This is a genomic window from Thalassospira marina, from assembly GCF_002844375.1.
GTDB classification, from domain to species: Bacteria; Pseudomonadota; Alphaproteobacteria; order Rhodospirillales; family Thalassospiraceae; genus Thalassospira; species Thalassospira marina.
In genome coordinates, this window is the sequence record NZ_CP024199.1 from 1,536,815 (window position 1) to 1,556,286 (window position 19,472).

Annotated in this window: 16 protein-coding genes; 14 read left to right on the forward strand and 2 right to left on the reverse strand. The window is 55.4% G+C overall.

Features of this window, described 5'->3' with window-relative positions; translation table 11 throughout:
* The first annotated feature begins 6 nt into the window (after window positions 1–6).
* From tolQ to CSC3H3_RS06980, 10 genes are all read left to right on the forward strand, one after another.
* A complete protein-coding gene (gene tolQ / locus CSC3H3_RS06935; RefSeq protein WP_101267973.1) occupies window positions 7–738 on the forward strand; it encodes a protein TolQ in 732 nt (243 codons plus the stop codon).
* A 3-nt stretch (window positions 739–741) separates the two neighbouring features.
* A complete protein-coding gene (gene tolR / locus CSC3H3_RS06940; protein ID WP_101267971.1) occupies window positions 742–1,203 on the forward strand; it encodes a protein TolR in 462 nt (153 codons plus the stop codon).
* Window positions 1,204–1,209: 6 nt separating this feature from the next.
* Window positions 1,210–2,262: an energy transducer TonB gene (locus CSC3H3_RS06945; protein WP_101267969.1), complete on the forward strand. Its 1,053-nt coding sequence runs from the start codon at window positions 1,210–1,212 to the stop codon at window positions 2,260–2,262.
* 347 nt (window positions 2,263–2,609) lie between these two features.
* The gene (tolB, locus tag CSC3H3_RS06950) at window positions 2,610–3,980 is read left to right on the forward strand and encodes a Tol-Pal system beta propeller repeat protein TolB (protein ID WP_101284383.1); all 1,371 of its coding nucleotides are present in this window, start codon (window positions 2,610–2,612) and stop codon (window positions 3,978–3,980) included.
* A gap of 129 nt (window positions 3,981–4,109) precedes the next feature.
* Window positions 4,110–4,613, forward strand: coding sequence for a peptidoglycan-associated lipoprotein Pal (gene pal / locus CSC3H3_RS06955; RefSeq protein ID WP_101267966.1), 504 nt, complete (start codon window positions 4,110–4,112; stop codon window positions 4,611–4,613).
* Between the two features lie 144 nt (window positions 4,614–4,757).
* Window positions 4,758–5,972 carry a tol-pal system protein YbgF gene (gene ybgF / locus CSC3H3_RS06960; protein WP_245881317.1) on the forward strand — a complete coding sequence of 405 codons (1,215 nt, stop codon included), beginning with the start codon at window positions 4,758–4,760 and terminating at the stop codon, window positions 5,970–5,972.
* Window positions 5,973–5,988: 16 nt separating this feature from the next.
* Window positions 5,989–7,476, forward strand: coding sequence for a tRNA lysidine(34) synthetase TilS (gene tilS / locus CSC3H3_RS06965; protein WP_157831855.1), 1,488 nt, complete (start codon window positions 5,989–5,991; stop codon window positions 7,474–7,476).
* Window positions 7,477–7,587: 111 nt separating this feature from the next.
* Window positions 7,588–9,525 (forward strand): ATP-dependent zinc metalloprotease FtsH, encoded by a 1,938-nt coding sequence (gene ftsH / locus CSC3H3_RS06970; RefSeq protein ID WP_101267963.1) that lies wholly within the window; start codon window positions 7,588–7,590, stop codon window positions 9,523–9,525.
* An 18-nt stretch (window positions 9,526–9,543) separates the two neighbouring features.
* Window positions 9,544–10,662, forward strand: a complete 1,119-nt coding sequence (gene folP / locus CSC3H3_RS06975; RefSeq protein WP_101284386.1) for a dihydropteroate synthase — start codon at window positions 9,544–9,546, stop codon at window positions 10,660–10,662.
* Between the two features lie 321 nt (window positions 10,663–10,983).
* Complete coding sequence (locus CSC3H3_RS06980) at window positions 10,984–11,772, forward strand: response regulator transcription factor (RefSeq protein WP_101267960.1); 789 nt, start codon at window positions 10,984–10,986, stop codon at window positions 11,770–11,772.
* 68 nt (window positions 11,773–11,840) lie between these two features.
* Here CSC3H3_RS06980 and CSC3H3_RS06985 read toward each other — a convergent pair whose 3' ends face one another.
* Both CSC3H3_RS06985 and CSC3H3_RS06990 read right to left on the reverse strand, forming a co-directional pair.
* Entirely contained in the window at window positions 11,841–13,916 is a 2,076-nt protein-coding gene (locus CSC3H3_RS06985; RefSeq protein WP_101284387.1) for a sensor histidine kinase, read from the reverse strand.
* A gap of 2 nt (window positions 13,917–13,918) precedes the next feature.
* Window positions 13,919–16,003 (reverse strand): sensor histidine kinase, encoded by a 2,085-nt coding sequence (locus tag CSC3H3_RS06990; RefSeq protein WP_172963402.1) that lies wholly within the window; start codon window positions 16,001–16,003, stop codon window positions 13,919–13,921.
* A gap of 292 nt (window positions 16,004–16,295) precedes the next feature.
* On the opposite strand from CSC3H3_RS06990, the gene glmM reads away from it, so the two are divergent.
* The 4 genes from glmM (at window position 16,296) to CSC3H3_RS07010 (ending at window position 19,464) form a co-directional block, all read left to right on the forward strand.
* Entirely contained in the window at window positions 16,296–17,648 is a 1,353-nt protein-coding gene (gene glmM / locus CSC3H3_RS06995; protein ID WP_101284389.1) for a phosphoglucosamine mutase, read from the forward strand.
* 74 nt (window positions 17,649–17,722) lie between these two features.
* Complete coding sequence (thiD, locus tag CSC3H3_RS07000) at window positions 17,723–18,523, forward strand: bifunctional hydroxymethylpyrimidine kinase/phosphomethylpyrimidine kinase (protein WP_101284390.1); 801 nt, start codon at window positions 17,723–17,725, stop codon at window positions 18,521–18,523.
* A gap of 24 nt (window positions 18,524–18,547) precedes the next feature.
* Window positions 18,548–19,108: a DinB family protein gene (locus tag CSC3H3_RS07005; protein WP_101284391.1), complete on the forward strand. Its 561-nt coding sequence runs from the start codon at window positions 18,548–18,550 to the stop codon at window positions 19,106–19,108.
* Window positions 19,105–19,464 carry a hypothetical protein gene (locus CSC3H3_RS07010; protein WP_157831856.1) on the forward strand — a complete coding sequence of 120 codons (360 nt, stop codon included), beginning with the start codon at window positions 19,105–19,107 and terminating at the stop codon, window positions 19,462–19,464. Before CSC3H3_RS07005 ends, CSC3H3_RS07010 begins: the two co-directional genes overlap by 4 nt.
* Window positions 19,465–19,472 lie beyond the last annotated feature (8 nt).

Genomic DNA, 19,472 nt, shown 5'->3' on the forward strand with positions numbered 1-19,472 from the left:
GAAACGATGGAAAATCAGGTTGTCGATGCCGTGTCGCTGGGCCAGTCGGTTGTAGCGCATGACATGTCGATATGGGGCTTGTTTATCCAGGCTGGTCTGGTCGTCAAAGTGATCATGATTGGTCTGCTGCTGTCATCTGTCTGGGTTTGGGCGATTGTCTTTGAAAAGACTTTCCGTCTGCGCAAATTGCGCGCACAGGCCAACCAGTTTGAAGAAGCATTCTGGTCGGGCGGGTCGCTTGAAGACCTGTATGACCGTATTGCCGACCGTCCCAAGGACCCGATGGCGGCGATTTTCGTCTCTGCAATGCGCGAATGGCGACGTTCCAATGCTCGCGGCGTTCATGGTGAGACCATGCGTGCACGCCTGCAGCAGCGCCTGGAACGGGCAATGGAAGTCACCCTTGGCCGTGAAATGGACCGTGTTGAAAAATACATGACCTTCCTGGCATCGGTTGGTTCCACCGCACCGTTCGTTGGCCTGTTTGGCACGGTTTGGGGTATTATGGCCTCGTTCCAGTCGATTGCGGCATCGAAAAATACGTCGCTTGCGGTGGTGGCCCCGGGGATTGCCGAGGCGCTGTTTGCAACGGCGATTGGCCTTGTGGCGGCAATTCCGGCCGTTGTGGCCTATAACAAAATTTCAAGCGATCTGAACCGGTATGGCAACCGCCTTGAAGCGTTTGTTGACGAATTCAGTTCGATCCTTTCCCGCCAGCTTGACGAAAAACGGGACTAAGTCATGGGCGCACAACTAGCTTCTGGAAATTCCGGTGGCGGGCGTCGCCGTGGTCGCAGGGGGCGCGGTGGCCGCCGCGCCATGAGCGACATCAACGTCACCCCGATGGTCGATGTGATGCTGGTGCTGCTGGTGATTTTCATGGTCACCGCACCGCTGATTACCGCAGGTGTCGATGTGGACCTGCCCAAAGCCAGCGCCAGCCAGATGACCGGGCAGGATGAACCCCTTGTGGTTTCCCTGACCAAGGATGGTGCTGTCTATTTGATGGATAGCGAAGTCGACCGGGATGACCTGGTGGCAAAATTGCAGGCCATTACGGAAAACAAGCAGGACACCCGCATTTTCGTGAAGGGTGACAAGGCTGTTGATTATGGCCAGGTGATGGATCTGATGGGGCGTATCAACGAGGCGGGTTTTGCCAAGGTTGCCCTGATTGCAGATCTGCCGGAAAAGGGCAAATAAGCGGTCATGCAGCGGAATGTGCTGATTTCACTGGCATTGCATGCGGCGATCATTTTGATTGCCTATTTCGGCTTGCCTGACCTGTTTAAGCCCGAGCCATTGGAAATGCAGTCGGTGTCGGTGGATGTCGTCACGATTGACGAATTTGCCGCGGCCCAGAAAAAGGCACCGCCGCTGCCCAAGCCCGATACCAAGCCGGCGGCAAAGCCGGTGCAGAAGGAAAAGCCGACGCCGCAGCCAGAGCCAAAACCCCAGCCCAAGCCGGAACCCAAACCCGAGCCGAAGCCGGAGCCAAAGCCTGTTCCCAAACCGGAACCGAAACCTGAGCCGAAGCCGGAACCCAAGCCCGAACCAAAACCGGAGCCCAAGCCGAAACCCGAGGTCAAAAAAGCCCCGGAGACGGCCCCTGTGCCCGAAAGCGATGCGGGCGAGTTAAAGCAAAAGCCGAAGCCGGAAGAAAAGAAACCCGAGCCGAAGCCGGAAAAGAAACCGGAACCGGAAAAAAAGCCTGAGCCCAAGCCCGAGAAAAAACCGGAGCCAAAGCCCAAGCCGACACCTAAGCCGGAACCGAAACCCGAACCCAAGCCGGAGCCGAAGGCCAAGGAAGAGCCCAAGCGCACGCTGGCCGACATTTTGAAAGATGTTCGCAAGACGGAAGCGAAGTCCGAGCCCGTTCCTGAGCAGCCAGAGGCCAAACCGGCGAAGGAAGCATCGAGCGAACAGACTGCCACGCGCCTGTCTGACCGTTTGAGCATGAGCGAGCTTGACGCCCTGAAACGTCAGATCGCGCAATGCTGGAACCCGCCGGTGGGATCAAAGGATGCGGATTTCGTGGTTTATCTGAATATCCAGGTCAATCCGGACCGGACGGTTCGTTATGCTGAAATTGCCAATCGCAATGAAATTGGCAGTGATTCATCGAAACGAACGGTTGCCGAAAGTGCATTGCGTGCTGTTTTGAATCCGGCTTGCAGCCCGCTGAAGCTGCCGGAGAATAAATATGACCTTTGGAACACAGTCGTCATGACCTTCAACATGCGGGAGATGTTGGGTTTATAAGCGGCTTATTGGAAATATTTGTGAAATTGTGGTGATTTCACCGCAATTTTGCCGGAATGATTTCTGATTTTTGTACTTTAACGATGATTATGCTTCAAAAACGCGTTAGCGATACTTGCAAGCCGTTGAAGATAGACAGGAATCGAATAATAACGAGTGGCAGTTTCGGAAAATGCTGCATAGCGAAATCTGCATGAAATGATGTGCTAAAATCGCATTGCTGACCTCTGAAAGTGCCGCTGGATAAAAAACAATTGTAGCGCAAATTCACGTTCAGTTTTGACGCGCGTGAATTGACGGGTTAACGAGCTATCCTTTTGAAAACGCGTGGAGAAAAGCGAGGCAGGATGACAAGCAAGACCAAGGCTTTTAAACGACACTGGCGTGTGCGCGGGCTGGCTGGCCTGTGTGCCCTTGCCGTTGCTGTTGGCTTGACAGTTGTTGCAGCCGCCCCGGCGCATGCGGAACTGCGTGTTGATATTACACGTGGCGAAGTTAAACCGATGCCAATCGCCGTGACACGTTTCGCAGGCGAGGGCGTTTCGGAAACCGACGTCGGGCAGAATATTACGAAAGTGATCAGCAACGATCTGGCGCGCTCAGGGCTTTTTCAGACAATTGACGAAAAAGCCTTTATCCAGAGCGCCAGTTCGCTGGCGGTCAATCCCAACTTTGCCGAGTGGCGTACAATTGGCGCCCAGGCCCTGGTCAATGGCCGGGTCCTGACCGAGGCAAACGGGTTATTGCGAGTGGAATTTCGTTTGTGGGACGTTCTGGCCGAAAACCAGATGGCTGGCGTTGCGTATCGCACGCAGCCGGGCAACTGGCGGCGGATCGCCCACAAAATTGCTGACGAGATCTATAAACGCATAACCGGTGAAACCGGGTATTTCGATACCCGCATCGTTTATGTATCCGAATCGGGACCGGCAACAAACCGGACCAAGCGACTGGCAATCATGGACCAGGATGGTGCAAACCACCGTTTCCTGACCGATGGCAAGTTTCTTGTTCTGAGCCCACGGTTTTCGCCGACCGCCCAGGAAGTGGTTTACATGTCGTATTTCAACGACAAGCCGCGGGTTTATGTTCTCGATATCGATACCGGAGAGCTTGAGCTTCTGGGTGATTTCCCGGGTATGACTTTTGCACCGCGTTTTGCCCCTGATGGCAACTCGGTGATCATGAGCCAGGCCCTGGACGGCAATAGTGAAATTTATTCGCTGGATTTGCGCACCCGCGAAAAGCGCCAGTTGACGCGGCACCCCGCGGTTGATACATCGCCTTCCTATTCGCCTGATGGATCGCGTATTGTTTTCAACTCGGACCGTAGTGGCGGACAACAACTTTACGTGATGAATGCAGATGGAAGTGGTGTGCAACGGATCAGTTTTGGGGGTGGACTTTATTCAACCCCGGTCTGGTCACCACGCGGCGACCTGATTGCCTTCACGAAGACGCAAGGAGGTCGGTTCTATATTGGTGTTATGCGGCCAGATGGCAGTGGTGAACGGCTGCTGGCTGAAGGGTATCTCGTCGAGAGCCCGACATGGGCACCAAATGGTCGGGTTTTGATGTTCCATCGCCAAATCCCTTCCAAGGACGGAACCAAGGATAGATATCGTCTGTTTTCGATTGATCTTACCGGTTATAACGAGCGCGAAATCGTTACACCGGCGGATGGGTCGGATCCGGCATGGTCGCCCTTGATTCCCTGATTTCTCAAATGTATAGTCTTCGCGAAACACCGTATGCGATTTGCTTTTTAAGCGAGCATGTGATGGTGTCGCGAGACATGGTAAAAACCAACTCGGGCGAATGCGTCCGGTGTTAAGGGGAAAACTTAAATGAAACTTCGGATTCTGAGTGTTTTTGCTGCTGCCGCTCTTCTGGCCGCTTGTGAAACTGCACCGGACAGCTCGGCGAACTCGCAGGGCGAAGGTGTCTCTACTGTCAACCAGCCGGCTGATACCACCACTTCCAACGCGCTTTCTGAAAGCAGCCCGGAATGGTTTGCCGTCAATGTTGGCGATCGCGTCTTCTTTGACTACGACCAGTATGACCTGTCGGCTGAAGCCCGTCGTACCCTGGAACTCCAGGCTGCATGGCTGAAGAAATACCCGCAGTACACCGTTCTGGTTGAAGGCCATGCCGACGAACGCGGCACGCGCGAATACAACCTTGCACTGGGCGAGCGCCGTGCAAACTCCGCCAAGGATTACCTGATTGCGCTTGGCGTTGAGCCGACCCGCATCGAAACCATTTCCTACGGCAAAGAACGTCCGGTTGCTCTGGGTCATGACGACGCCAGCTGGGCGAAAAACCGTCGCGCTGTAACGGTTGTCCGTTAATCGCGTCCGGGTTTAAAGCCGGTTTGAATTTAGGCGCCTGTCCCGGTTTCGGGGCAGGCGCCTTATTTTTGCCGTTTGACAGCGCAACGATTTTTGTTTGAAATCTGTTGCATGTTATTGAAGTTGATCAAAAAGGACCGGGAAATGATCCGACCAGAACCCGTCATGATCCGTGGCGTTTCCATGCTCTCTCGGAATGCGGCATCTGCCGTGTTGCCCGTTTCGCACCAAAAACGCACATCGCTTCTGACCCGGATGGGCAGCCTGGTGATTTTGGGCTTTCTTGCTTTTGGGGCAACGGCCCCTGCCATGGCGCAGGATGCCTCGGTAACCCGCCAGGTTGAACAGCTTCGCAAAGACCTTGATTTGCTGCAGCGTTATGTTTATCGCGAAGGCCCGCCCGCCGATGGTGCCGCGTCTGGCGCGGGTGCCGCAGCGGATGGCAATGCCCCGGCAGCCGCCCGCCAGCAGGTCCAGATCGATAATTTACAGGCCCAGATCACCCAGTTGACGGGCCAGATTGAAGAACAGGGCTACAAAGTCCGTCAGATGTCGGACCGGCTTGACCGCCTGATTTCGGATGTTGATTTCCGTCTTAGCCAGCTTGAAGGTAAAAATGGCGGCCAGTCGGGTGGTATGTCCGGCGGTATGGCGCCAATGGGAAACGATAGTGCCAATGGTGGTGCCGCAGCCGGAGCCGCAGGTGCGGGCGCGGCAGCCGGTGCTGCTGCAACCGGGTCTTCTGGCGGGAATGCCGGAAATGCAGGTGCGCAGGGTAACCTTGGTGGTGCATCAGCCGGGCAGCAGCTTGATAAAAACGGCACGCGCCTGTTTGGTGTGATCCGCAATGAAGGCGAAGCCCCCAATGTACCCGCTGGCCCGCAGGGTGGTGGCAATAATGCCGCCGGTGCGGCAGCGGGTGCCGCTGCTGGTGCGGCCGCTGCATCGGGTGGGGATGGCGTATTGCCTGCCGGTGCCCCGCAGGATCAGTATCGTTATGCATTCGGGTTGTTGCGCCAGCAAAAATTCCCCGAAGCCGAAGCCGCGTTGCGCGCCTTCGTAAAGGCGCATCCGGACGATGCACTGGCCGGGAATGCACAATATTGGCTGGGCGAAACATTTTATGTGCGTGGCAATTATGACCAGGCATCGCTGGCCTTTACCGAAGGTTTCCAGAACTATCCTGACAGCCCGAAAGCAGCGGATAACCTGCTGAAACTGGGTATGTCGCTGGCAAATCTGGGTAAAACCGATGATGCCTGCCTGACTTATGATCACCTGCTGTCGAATTTCCAGGGATCATCAACGGTTATTCTGGACCGGGCGCGTCAGGAAAAGAAAAATCGCAATTGTAAATAGGGTGATTGGTAAGAACATGACCAGTCGCCACAATGGCAGCACGGCGTCCAGCGGGGTTCCTCTGGACGCCGCTTCTTTTTCCGCCCTGATGGCACCATTTGCCCCGTTTGAGGCGCGGCCGCGTTTGCTGGTCGCGGTTTCGGGCGGGGCCGATAGCATGGCGCTGGCCATTTTGGCAAAACGCTGGTGCGATGATGCCGGTGGGGAATTACTGGCCGTAACCGTTGACCATGGCTTGCGCGCCGATGCCGCCGATGAAGCCCGCTGGGTAACCGGCCAACTGGTGAAATACGGGATTGAACATGTCGTTCTGCGCTGGGATGGGCCAAAACCCGGTGCGGCGGTGCAGGAGATGGCACGGGCGGCACGTTATCGCCTGATGGATGAACTGGCGCACAAGCGCGGCATTTTACACCTGCTGGTCGCGCATCATTTCAATGACCAGGCCGAAACCATTACCATGCGCCAAAATCATGATAGCGGCGTGATTGGGCAGGCGGGGATGTCAGCCCGGCGCATTTTGGCGCATTGCCGGTTGTTGCGGCCCTTATTGACCACGTCACGGTATGACATCGAAGCGACCTTGATGGCGCAGGCGGGCACGACAGGGGAAGCCGGGCAGGCCTGGATCAATGACCCATCGAACACCAACCCCACCTTTGAACGCGTGCGTACCCGCCAAAAATTGCAGGATGCTGCAAGCCGCCAAAGGGAACGTTTTTTGGCCGACGCTGGCACACTGGCGGCGGCGCGCATTGACATGGAACGTGCGATCGGGCGTTTTCTGGCCTGTCATGTGTCGCTTGATCCTGATGGTGTGGCGCGCATTGATGGGGTGTTTGCATCAGCCCATCCGCAGGCTGCATTGATCGGGGGCGAAGACTTATCCGGTGCTGCGGCGGCGTATGGTGTCGGGCATGTTTTGCGTGTTGTTGGCGGGGCGAAATATCCACCTGCGCGGGACTCGGTTTTGCATGCATTGCAGTTATTGCGCGAAAAACGGGTTAACCGCCACAGTCTGGGCGGTTGTGTTTTGCACCGGCGCGAAAATTACATTCTGGTCTATCGCGAATTTGGCCGGATGGCGCAGGAAGCCTGCCCGGTAAATATTGGTTCAGCCCGGCGATGGGATGAACGGTTCGAACTTTGCCTTGAAGCCCCTGAAAACGGGGGCTTGGCGGGGCAGGCGGGGGAATTATCCATCATCCCGCTTGGCCTGTGTGACCCGTTTCACAAGCGGGTTTTTCGCAACATGATGGCGCAAACCGTGCCGTTTTGGGCAAACCGGCCCCGGCAGGCCCTGGCGGCTTTGCCGCTTTTGCAATGGCAAGATCAGCCTTTATCTGTCGCTGGCCTTGAGATTCATGAGCTTTCCGACGTATTATCCGCCGCCGGTTGCCCGACAGATCATCTGGAGCTGTTTCGGGCAATCAGAGTGACGTGGCGGTTTATGCCATCGGCCCCTTTGTGGGAAGGTGGTTTTAAATTCGTCGCAAATCCGTGACTTCGTACTTGCGCCAGACCTGCCTGTTATTATCTGATGGGTCAGGTCATGTCGCGGGGTGCCTGCCGCGTAGTGGCGGAAATTGTTCGCGACCAGTAGCTTGGAAAGAATATGGGAAAAAATCTCGCACTGTGGGTCATCATAGCCATTCTTTTGGTGGCTTTGTTTAACCTGTTCCAGTCGCCATCCGGACGGTCGGGCCAGTCACAGCTGGCATTTTCGGACTTTCTGTCGGATGTTGATTCCGGACAGATTTCTGAAGTGACCATTCAGGGCAAAAATCTTACGGCGCAGACGCGCGACGGCCGCTCCGTCAATGTCTATACCCCGAATTACCCTGACCTGGTTCAGAAGCTGAATGAAAAGGGCGTACGCATTGTTGCGAAGCCTGAAGAATCGCTGTCGCCGCTTATGAGCGCGCTGATCAGCTGGTTCCCGATGCTTCTGATCATTGGTGTCTGGATTTTCTTCATGCGCCAGATGCAGGGCGGCGGCGGCAAGGCCATGGGTTTTGGCAAGTCGAAGGCAAAGCTTTTGACCGAAAAATCCGGCCGTGTGACCTTTGAAGACGTTGCTGGCATCGAAGAAGCCAAAAGCGAACTTGAAGAAGTTGTCGACTTCCTGCGTGATCCGCAGAAGTTCCAGCGTCTTGGTGGTAAAATCCCCAAAGGTATGCTGCTTGTCGGTCCTCCGGGTACGGGTAAGACGCTGCTGGCGCGTGCGATTGCAGGCGAAGCCAATGTGCCGTTTTTCACCATTTCGGGTTCCGACTTTGTGGAAATGTTTGTTGGTGTTGGTGCCTCGCGTGTTCGCGACATGTTTGAACAGGGCAAAAAGAACGCACCCTGCATCATTTTCATCGACGAAATCGATGCTGTTGGCCGCCATCGTGGTGCCGGTCTTGGCGGTGGTAACGATGAACGCGAACAGACGCTTAACCAGCTTCTGGTCGAGATGGATGGTTTTGAAGCCAATGAAGGCGTGATCCTTGTTGCGGCAACCAACCGTCCTGACGTTCTGGACCCTGCATTGCTGCGTCCGGGCCGTTTTGACCGCCAGGTTGTTGTGCCGAACCCCGACCTTGAAGGCCGCGCGCATATTCTTGGCGTGCATGCCCGCAAGATCCCGCTGGGTCCGGATGTTGATCTGCGCACGGTTGCACGTGGTACGCCGGGCTTCTCCGGTGCTGACCTTGCCAACCTGGTGAACGAAGCAGCCCTGGCTGCAGCGCGCCTTGGCAAACGTGTTGTTACCATGTCGGATTTCGAAAACGCCAAGGACAAGGTCATGATGGGGGCAGAGCGCCGCTCCATGATCATGACCGATGACGAAAAGAAACTGACAGCCTATCACGAAGGTGGTCATGCGCTGGTGGCACTGCATACCCCGGCATCTGACCCCATCCACAAGGCAACCATCATTCCGCGCGGTCGTGCGCTGGGTATGGTGATGCGCCTGCCGGAACGTGACCAGGTTTCAAAATCCTACGAACAGCTTATTTCCGATCTGGCTGTTGCCATGGGGGGCCGTGTTGCCGAAGAAATTATTTTCGGCAAGGACAAGGTGACCACCGGGGCATCGTCCGACATCAACATGGTGACGCAATATGCGCGCAAGATGGTGACGGAATGGGGCTTCTCGGAAAAGCTTGGTAACGTCAAATATGTTGATAACCAGGAAGAAGTATTCCTGGGGCATTCGGTTGCCCAGCATAAGAACGTGTCGGAAAAAACCGCACAGTTGATTGACGAAGAAGTTCGCCGTTTCTCGGATGAGGCACTGGAATTTGCTCGTCGTGTTCTGACCGAACATATTGACGATCTGCATATCCTTGCCAAAGCCCTGCTGGAATATGAAACCCTGAGCGGTAAAGAAATCGAAGCCCTGTTGCGGGGTGAAGAAATCAACCGTCCGGGCCATACCGGCGGGACGGGTGCCGATAACGGGACTTCTGGCCGTCGTTCTGCCGTCCCGGCATCGGGTACGCGCAAGGAAACCCCTGGTGAAGGCGGTGGTGACCTGTCACCCGAACCGCAGCCGGGCAGCTAAAAGAGAGATTGCTGACCTATGGACAAGATCGAAGGATCGGTCCTGCGAAGCCCCGCCGATGTGCGGGGCTTTGCTGATTTTGATGGACCGCTTTATTACGCACCGACCGGTTTTATCGACCGGGCGGACGACCCGCAAACCCTGCCGCTGGCTGGTGGCCGCCGGGGGTTTTCGGCCCTGGAAATTATCCGCCGTAACGAAGGTGGTGGCGCGCAAAGCATGATTTTGCCGCTGCTGGCCCTTGAAGGCTGGGTTCAGAATTCGGGCCGGGTGGATGAAATCAATGCCGTGCTGGACCGCCTGACGGGCAACCGCCGCGCATTTGCCAACCAGGACATGGAAAGCACCCATGTGATGGGGATTGTGAATGTCACCCCGGACAGTTTTTCGGATGGGGGGGATCATAACAGTGTCGAACAGGCCATTGCCCATGGCCGTGCCCTTGCTGCCCACGGTGCATCGATCCTCGATATTGGCGGGGAATCAACCCGTCCGGGTGCTGCACCTGTTTCAATCGATGAAGAAATCGCCCGTGTTGTTCCTGTGATCCAGGCCTTGTCGGCGGATGGACATTGCGTATCGGTTGATACGCGCCATGGTGCGGTGATGAAGGCGGCGATGCAGGCCGGTGCGCATATCATCAATGATGTTACCGCGCTGGCGGGGGATGAGGAATCCCTTGAATTTGTCAGCCAGTCCGATGATGCGCCGGTGATCCTGATGCATATGCAGGGGGAACCCGGCACCATGCAGGACAATCCGCAATATGATTGTGTGCTGCTTGATGTTTATGACTATCTGCTTGATCGCATTGAAAGCTGCGAACAGGCGGGTATCAGCCGGGATCGCATTTGCGTTGACCCGGGTATCGGGTTTGGCAAGTCGCTGTCACATAACCTTGAACTGCTGTCACGGCTGGCGCTGTTTCATGGGTTGGGCTGCCCGGTTTTGCTGGGGGCGTCGCGCAAATCCTTTATTGGCAAGATCGACCCGGCCGCTACCCCGAAACAGCGTTTGGGCGGTTCGCTTACGGCGGCCCTGAATGGCTGGCGGCAGGGCGCGCAGATTTTGCGTGTTCATGACGTCGAAGAAACAGTGCAGGCCCTGAGTGTTGCCTCGGCCATTGGGGCTGTCTGAAGCATTTGGGCAGTAAAGCCGGTTTCAATTTCACAGGGCGGTAATGATATTTATTCTCATTGCCGCCCTTTTTATTTGGATTGATCGCAAATCTGTCATTTTCTGACAGTGGGGGCTTCCTGCTTGCCATGGCAGGTCTTTGTCTTCATATCTCTATCACCGGAAAAGCAGTGTGCTTGTGTGCCGCATTGTACCTGCAGTGCAGCAAGGCGGTGCCATGCCCGGAAAGATTAAAATTCGTGCCCGAACGCACATTGACACGTTTATGGTGTGGTATTGTAAAGTGTTGCTGTGCTGTCAGGCAGGTCGGAGCAGAAATAGATGGCTGCGTGCATTTTTGTGGTCGAAGACAATGAGGACCTCAACCGTGATCTCTGTGAATATCTGGAGATCTGCGGCTTTGATGTTGTCGGATGTGAAAGCGGCCAGGAATTTCATCGCGCGCTTGAGGAACTGACGCCGACTGCCGTGATTTTCGATGTCATGCTGCCAGATGCCGACGGGTTTGATCTGGCCCGTTTTACCCGCAACAAACTTGATTGCGGGATCATGATGCTGACATCGCTTTCGGGGATGGACCAGCACCTGACCGGTTATCAGGCCGGTGCGGATGTGTATCTGACCAAGGACAGCCCGCTTTCCGTGATCGAGGCAGCCCTGCGGCCGCTGTTGCGCCGTGTGGCAACCCCGGCAACGGACGACGTTGCAGATAGCACACAGGACCTTCCTGGTGATTGCTGGACGCTGGATCGCCTTAACTGGACCCTGACCACCCCGGAAGGCAGTGCCGCCGTGCTGACAGCCGGGGAACGCACGATTATCAGCGTGCTGATCGAGGCCAATGGCGGCTGGTTGACCCGCCCGGATATTGTTATGGCGCTGGGCAAGGCAGACACGGCTGAAAATTGCCGTAACCTTGATACGGCCATTCGTCGTGTACGCCAGAAAATTTCCAAGGATACCGGGGCGGAATTGCCGGTGCGCACGGCGTATGGCCGTGGTTATGCCTTTACATCGCCCGCCGTTATTGTTGGGGATGAGGCGGAGGCTGATGGCGGTAGCACCAGTGCAACCACCGCAAGTGCAACGAAAGTGCGCACCAACGCCTGATCAATCTGTTGCATTCCTGAATGATGCCGTTACGCCGATGCGTTAAACGTTCGGCGGCATTTTTGCGTTTAAAGCGGCGCTTCCAGTGGCAGGGTGATGCGGATATTGAAGTTTTTATCCTTGCCCGTGACGATATCGGTTTTTCCGCCATGGGCGGTGATGATGCGCTGGGTAATATGCAGGCCAAGGCCCATATCGTTGCGCGGTGCCAGCTTTTCCAGATCGATTTTCTTTTCATAAAACCGGTTGGGGCCAGCATCGGGATCAGCCGCATTTTGATAGGCAAACAGCGATTTGCGCAGGCTTTCGACATTGTCACTTTCGGCCTCGTTCAGGCCGGGGTGGGAAATGTCGATAATCAGGGTGATGTTATGTTCTTCATGTGCCACCAGCGAAATGGCTTCACCGGGTTGATGGCGGCGGGCATTTTCAATCACGTTGGTCAGGGCCAGGCCCAGCAGGGTTTCATCGGCATATAAAACGCTGTTGGCCGTACCGGCATAGGTCAGATGCACCTTGGCATTATCGCGCTGGGCCAGGGCGACAAATTCCTGCAGGAAGGATTTGGCAGGGACAAGTTTGCGCGCCAGCGCAAATTGCGGCGCATTAAGGTTATCCTTGCCCAAAAATACATCCACCAGCCTTGCCAGTTTACCAGACTGGTCCTGAATGCGTTTCAGGCGGTCTGTTACCGGGCGGGGGACATCAAGGTTGCCGCTTGCTGCGGCTTCCTTATGCAGGCGCAGGGTTACCATTTCGGCTGCCCGCTGGATCACGGCAAGCGGGGTGCGAAATTCGTGTGACAGCATTGAAACCAGCTTGCGCTGTTCCTGAACGATTTTTTCCGTGCTTTCGGCGATGTTGGATGCCCGCAAGCGGTCGCGGTCAATGGCGGTAATGCGAAGCGCCATCAGCACGCTCATCAAAACCAGATGTGCGGCCAGGGCGATGGGGTAGGCTGCCACGGTGAAGCTATTGATTGGCAGGATATTGTTGATCGCCAGATAATAGATCATCAGGGCCGTTGTCGGCACCGTCATAACGGTCAGGTAAATCCAGTGTACGGCGTAACGTGGATTACGAATGATGCGACGGATCAGGAAGCTGATGTAAATCATCATGACGCCAGCGTGCGAGAACTGGCAGAAGCTGGCGAAAATTGTGTAAAGCGGCGACGTTGCCGTGACCGACCCCAGCATAATGATGGCCGAATAGCTGTAAAATATGCGCTTACAGAACCGGCATTCCGACCCGATATCGAGGATGCTGACCCAAAGCAGGCTGGCTGCCGCAATATTGATGGCTGTTCCCGCACCGATAAACAGGTCATTGGCATAGGGCCATTCCGGGGCGACCACGGTTAAAAACAGGCCATCGACGCTGGATGACAAAATGCCAAAGGCAAACAGGCAGGTGCCATAAAGTGTTACGGCATTATCGCGAATGAATGACCCGATCACCATATAAATGACCGACATCATCAGGATCACACCAATAAACAATCCCCTGCCAGCAAGCCCGGTTGACCAACGGCTGATCATGACATCATTGGACAGCAGGGATGCCTGCAGGAACTGTGTGCTGTTGGATTGCGTGCGGATGTAAAGGGTATATTGCCCGGCCTCCAGGGCGGGGAAGGCGGCAATATGTCCCGGGGCCAGCACCGGCCGCTGGCTCGAAGGCACATGATCGCCCAGAAGGGTGGTCCATAACGGCGACGTTGACCCCTTGCGCATCAGATACAGGTTGATTTCATTAAGATAAATCGGACCGATATCAATGTGGCGGCTGCCCTTGATGGCGTTTTCAGCAATAAGGTCAATCCGATACCAGATGGCATCGGTGGTATAGCCAAAGGCCGGTATGCCCTCGTGCGGGGTAAAGGCGCTTTCGGGCAGGGCGCGAATATCTTGCAGAGACCTGTTCTGTGTCGGGTCGCGGTAGCTGGCAATATGGCCGTTAAACAGGATGTCGCCATCTTCCGGTTGGGAAAGATAAGCCGGTGGCGCCAGATCGGCCTGTGCTGGGGGGCAAAAAACCGCCATAACCCAGAATGCGGCAATAAGGGCGATGGCCGCGGCATGCGGTTTTGCAACAAACAGCTTTGTCAGGCGTGATCGCATCATAGTCAGGGATTGGGACATGGTTATTCGGCCCCCGCCCGGCGTGCGACGCGCGTTGACATGATGCGATGTGTATTGCGATGGCGGATATTGTGGATTGTGGCGTCACGGTCAATTGGCAGTTTGAAAACAACCGTAGTGCCGCCTTTTTCCCCCACCGACATGGTAATGGAGCCGTTATGCGCCTCGAGGATGCGATTGGCGATGTGAAGGCCAAGGCCCACGCCGCGTGTGCCATCCGATGTTTTGCCGCGATAAAATGCCATCGAAACCTGGGCCAGGTCTTCTTCGTTCATGCCTGGTCCGTGGTCGACAACGCGGATATAGGCAAAACCGTCGCCACGATGGTTGCAATCAACCGAAACCGGCGATGACGGGGCATATTTACGCGCATTTTCAATGACATTGACGATGGCGAGCTTCAGAAGCGTGGTATCGGCATTAATGGCGGTATCGGCATCGCCATGCAGGGAAATGTCCGTCTGGTTGCCTTCCTGATCAATCGAATCAACGATGTTTGACAGAAATTCAAGCAGGTTGATCTGTTGGCGATTAAGGTTGAAGGCACCGCGATCAAGGGTGTCCTTGGTCAGGAATACATCAACAAGGCCGGATAACTGACCGGCATGGTTGCGGATACGCGCCATCCGGTCGCCAATGCCTTCACCGGCTTCGCCCAGATGCAGCGAAATCAGTTCTGCCGAACGCTGGATGATTGCCAGTGGCGTGCGAAATTCGTGGCCCAGCATGGTAATGAATTCGCGCTGTTCTTCGGCAAGCTGGCGGGTGCGGTGGCGCCGTCCCTGGGCAGCTGCACGTGCCTTTTCCAGATAGCGGGTGCGATAGGCCATGGCGATGCCCATCATCACCAGATGGAACATCGTTGATAGCGGGTAAATCGTTTGGGTCAGCCTGCTGTTTGGGGCAATGCCAACCAGCGAGGCGACATAGATGGTTGCCGCAATGCTGGGAATGCCCAGTGTGAGCAGATAGAACAGATAGATGCCGCGCGGATTTTGCCAGAAGCGATAGACCAACCAGCAAAACATGCTGACCAGAACCAGTAAATGGAATGTCAGGAAGTAACGGCCGAAATCGGCGTAGTAGGGCGTACACGCGGTTAACGCCATGCTGGCGGCGATAACGCAGTAAAAACAGTATCCCTGGTAGATGCGCCGGCTGATCTGTTTCAGATCAATGATGGTGACCCACAACATAACACTGGTTGCGACCGAAAAGGCCGAACCAGTGCCTGTTATCAGATCGTTTATCGGGGTCCAGATGGGTTGCAACAGCAATAACCCCAAACCGGAAAGACCGATGCCCAACATGGCAAAGGACAGCACATAGGCCCCATACCAGAACAGCGACACATCGCGGATCAGCAGGCCGCCGATCAGATAGACACCGCCAATAACAAATAGCGATGCGACGATCATGCTGGAAATGATCAGCGATCGTCCGCCCATTGTCATCAGGGTTGAATCATTGCGCAGGCGGCTGGAAAAACTGCTGCTACTGGTGGTTTCCACCCGAAACAGAATGCGGTAATGCCCCGGTGCCAGATGGGGCAGGCGGGTGGTGTGGTTGCGGTTTTTGATATTGTCGGGCTTGAAATCGACATTGTCGCCCAGCTCGTCCCGCCAGATGAATTTGCCACCATCGACATCGAATATCGCGATATTGATCCGGTCCAGATAGGGCGGGGAAATTTCCAGAAACAACCGCATGCTTTGGTCGGTGACCGGGTCTTTGCTGGCGGGTTCTTCAATTTCAATATCGGTGCGATACCAGATGGAATCGTGGGTATATCCAGGCCCCGCCGTATTCATGATCGGTTCAAAATCATCAAGCGGGCGCGTTGCGATATCGCGAAATGTCAGCTTGTGGTCCGGGTCGGCCAAGCGAAAGGTATATTCGTCAAGCGGCAGGTCAAAAAATGAATTGTTGGATGGCTGGGTAATGCGCACATGCGCGCCATGTGCGTGGGCGGTGGTGCCAGCAATGACAAACAAAATCGCCCATATCGATGCCACAACAAAAAATGCCTGCCGCATTGCTGCAATGGCCGATGCCGGGCAAAGCCGGGCAGTGCGGTTTGACGCCATTTTTAATTCAGCGTGCCGCGTGCTGCCGGGAAATTTCCCCCAGGTCATTTTTGATGATGGTATCAATCCGCCGGTTCCCCCAAAACCTTTCCCTTCATGTGTTAACGGTAAATGCCGCGTGATGCCATTGCTTTGTTAAGCGGATTTCCATGGTTTTCGGGCAGAATGCGGCGCGTATTAACTGTTTGGTTGAAGGCAGGTATAGGTATAAGCCGGTGGCAATATGATACGACTTTGTTATAACCGGTAAATTGATCGCGACGATTTTGAGCATAAAGAAAGAACCCAGCAGATGAGCCGCAAATATTTCGGGACCGACGGGATCCGTGGAACTGCCAATAACGCACCGATGACCGCCGAAGTCGCCCTTAAGGTGGGCATGGCGACCGGGCGTTATTTTACCCGCGGCAATCATCGCCATCGCGTCGTGATCGGCAAGGATACGCGCCTGTCGGGTTATATGCTTGAACCGGCACTGGTAGCGGGTTTTACCTCGATGGGGATGGATGTCATTCTGGTCGGGCCAATGCCGACACCGGCTGTCGCGATGCTGACCAAATCAATGCGCGCTGATATCGGTGTGATGATTTCGGCATCCCATAACCCCTATGAAGATAACGGTATCAAGCTGTTTGGCCCTGACGGGTTCAAGCTTTCCGATGCGGTGGAAAGCGAGATTGAAACCCTGATGGATAGCGATCTGTCGTCGATGCTGGTGCCAGCCAAGCTTCTGGGCCGGGCAAAGCGCATTGAAGATGCGCCGGGGCGCTATATCGAAGCGGTTAAATCATCGCTGCCTGGTGATGTGTCGCTGGAAGGTTTGCGAATCGTGCTTGATTGCGCCAATGGTGCAGCCTACAGCGTTGCACCGATGGTTTTGCGCGAACTGGGTGCGGAAGTCATTGAAATTGGCACCAAGCCGAATGGCTTTAACATCAATGATGAATGTGGTTCGACCCACACCAAGCCGATGTGCGACATGGTGATTGAACGCCGTGCCGATGTGGGCATTGCCCTGGATGGTGATGCGGACCGCGTCCAGATGTGTGATGAAAAAGGCCAGTTGATCGACGGTGACCAGTTGATGGGCCTTGTCACCACGCACTGGCACAAAACCGGCCAGTTGCGCGGCAATGCGCTTGTTGCAACGGTTATGTCCAATCTGGGGCTTGAACGTTACCTTGAAAAGCAGGGGTTACGCCTGATCCGCACCAAGGTTGGCGATCGTTATGTGGTGGAACAGATGCGGGCACTGGGCTGCAATGTTGGGGGTGAACAATCGGGGCATATTGTGCTGTCTGATTTTGCCTCGACCGGGGATGGCCTTTTGGCATCCTTGCAGGTTTTGGCCGTTTTGGCGGGCCATGACGGGCCGGTTTCGCAAATGACCCATGTGTTTGATCCGCTGCCGCAAATTTTGAAAAATGTGCGTTATGCGGCGGGGACCGACCCCCTGAATGACAGCCGCGTGATCGAGGCGATTTCGGCTGCCGAAAAATCCTTTAATGGTGATGGCCGTGTGCTAATTCGCAAATCGGGTACCGAACCGCTGATCCGTGTGATGGCGGAAGGCGATGATGCCGCCCATGTCGAACAGGTGGTAGATGGCATTATTGCCCGGATCAATGCTGTGACGGGTGCCTGACGGGTTTGCGACCCGCAGCAAATACCGGTTTTTGCCAAATTTGATATTCAAGTGAAGATAGCAGGAGGCTCCCGATGAAGGGACGCGTGTTGATTATTGCCGGATCTGACAGCTCTGGCGGGGCGGGTATCCAGGCAGATATCAAGACTGTGACGGTTTTGGGCGGGTATGCGGCAACGGCCATTACCGCCCTGACGGCACAAAACACGCAGGGTGTTTTTGGTGTTCTTGGCATCGACCCGGCTTTCATCACGCAGCAGGCCGAACTGATGATTGATGATATCGGTGTGGATTGCATTAAAACCGGCATGCTTCATTCCGTTCCGGTTATTCGTGCGGTGGCCGAAATTCTTGATGGCAAGGCCGCAGGCGTGCCGGTGGTGATTGACCCGGTGATGATTTCGCAAAGCGGGTCACGCCTGCTGGAAGAAGATGCCGTTGAAAGCCTGATCAAGCTTCTGGTGCCGCGGGCGACGGTTTTAACGCCCAACATCCCCGAAGCAGAAGTGCTGTCGGGCATCAAGATTAACAGCGAAGAAGACATGATCGCCGCTGCCGAAAAAATTGGTGCGATGGGCGCAAATGCTGTGCTGGTTAAAGGCGGCCATTCGGAAGGCGACAGGATTGTTGATATCCTGTGGGATCGCGAACATGGCATTTCCGGGTTTGAAGATACCCGTATTCCTTCCACCAATAATCATGGTACGGGCTGCACCCTTGCCAGCGCCATTGCAACAGGCATTGCCCAGGGATTGGGACAGGGGGATGCGGTGGCGCGTGCGCGTGCCTATGTTCGAGAAGCCATTCGCACCGCGCCCGATTTTGGCAAAGGCAATGGCCCGCTTAATCATGCGCATCCGGTAACGGGCGAATAAGCCCGTTTTTAAAGGGTTTTATACATGTCAGAGCCATCTGCCCTGCCTGGCACATCGTTTTATGATCAGGCGCGTAACAATGCCTGGTCGAATTTCCGGTTGCTGAATTGCTGCCAGAAGCTGGGTGCGGCCGAGCTGACCGCCAAGCGAACATCGTTTTTTCCAGGCATCCTGCAAACCCTTAATCACATTGTGATTGTGGACTGGTTTTATATCGACGCGCTTTTGGATGAAGGCCGCGGGCGGGACTGCTTTGCTACTGCCAACCCCTTTGCCGACATCGCCGAGCTGGCCAATGCACAAAAACGCAGCGACCAGAAATTACTGGATTTTTGCAAGACCCTGACAATTGAAGCCGCAAACAGGCCGGTGACGCTGGCGCGCGGGCAGGGAAAAACGGCAACCGAAACGGCGGGCGCGGTTTTATCGCATTTATTTGTGCATCAGACCCACCATCGCGGGCAGGTGCATGCGATGCTGTCGGGAACAGTACAAAAACCCCCGCAGCTTGATGAATATTACCTGGATTGTGATGCCGAATTTCGCGGCACCGATTTTCAGGATCTGGGATGGGATGGTAAATGATAGATCGATTGCGTGGCCGCATGGCGCGCCGCCTGCTGGCGGTTGCAATTATTGCTGTTGCGGCGTGGTCCACCCTTGGGGCACCACAGGAATGGCTTGCCAATCAGGTCTGGCCTGATGGCCCAGCCCCCTGGGAAAAGGTAACGGCGGTTTATTTCCCGGATCGGAACGATAAAACCGCCTTTCGCTTTGCGGGCGAGGGGCTTGATAATGTTCAACAATGCCGCGATGCAGTGTTGGAACTTGCCGCAACCAACCAGGACCCGGATTTAAAACGGGGCAGTTATGATTGCGCGATCGGCTTTTATTCCAGCGATGACCATACCGGGCATTATCGCCTGACCGTATCGGAATAGGGCGAGGC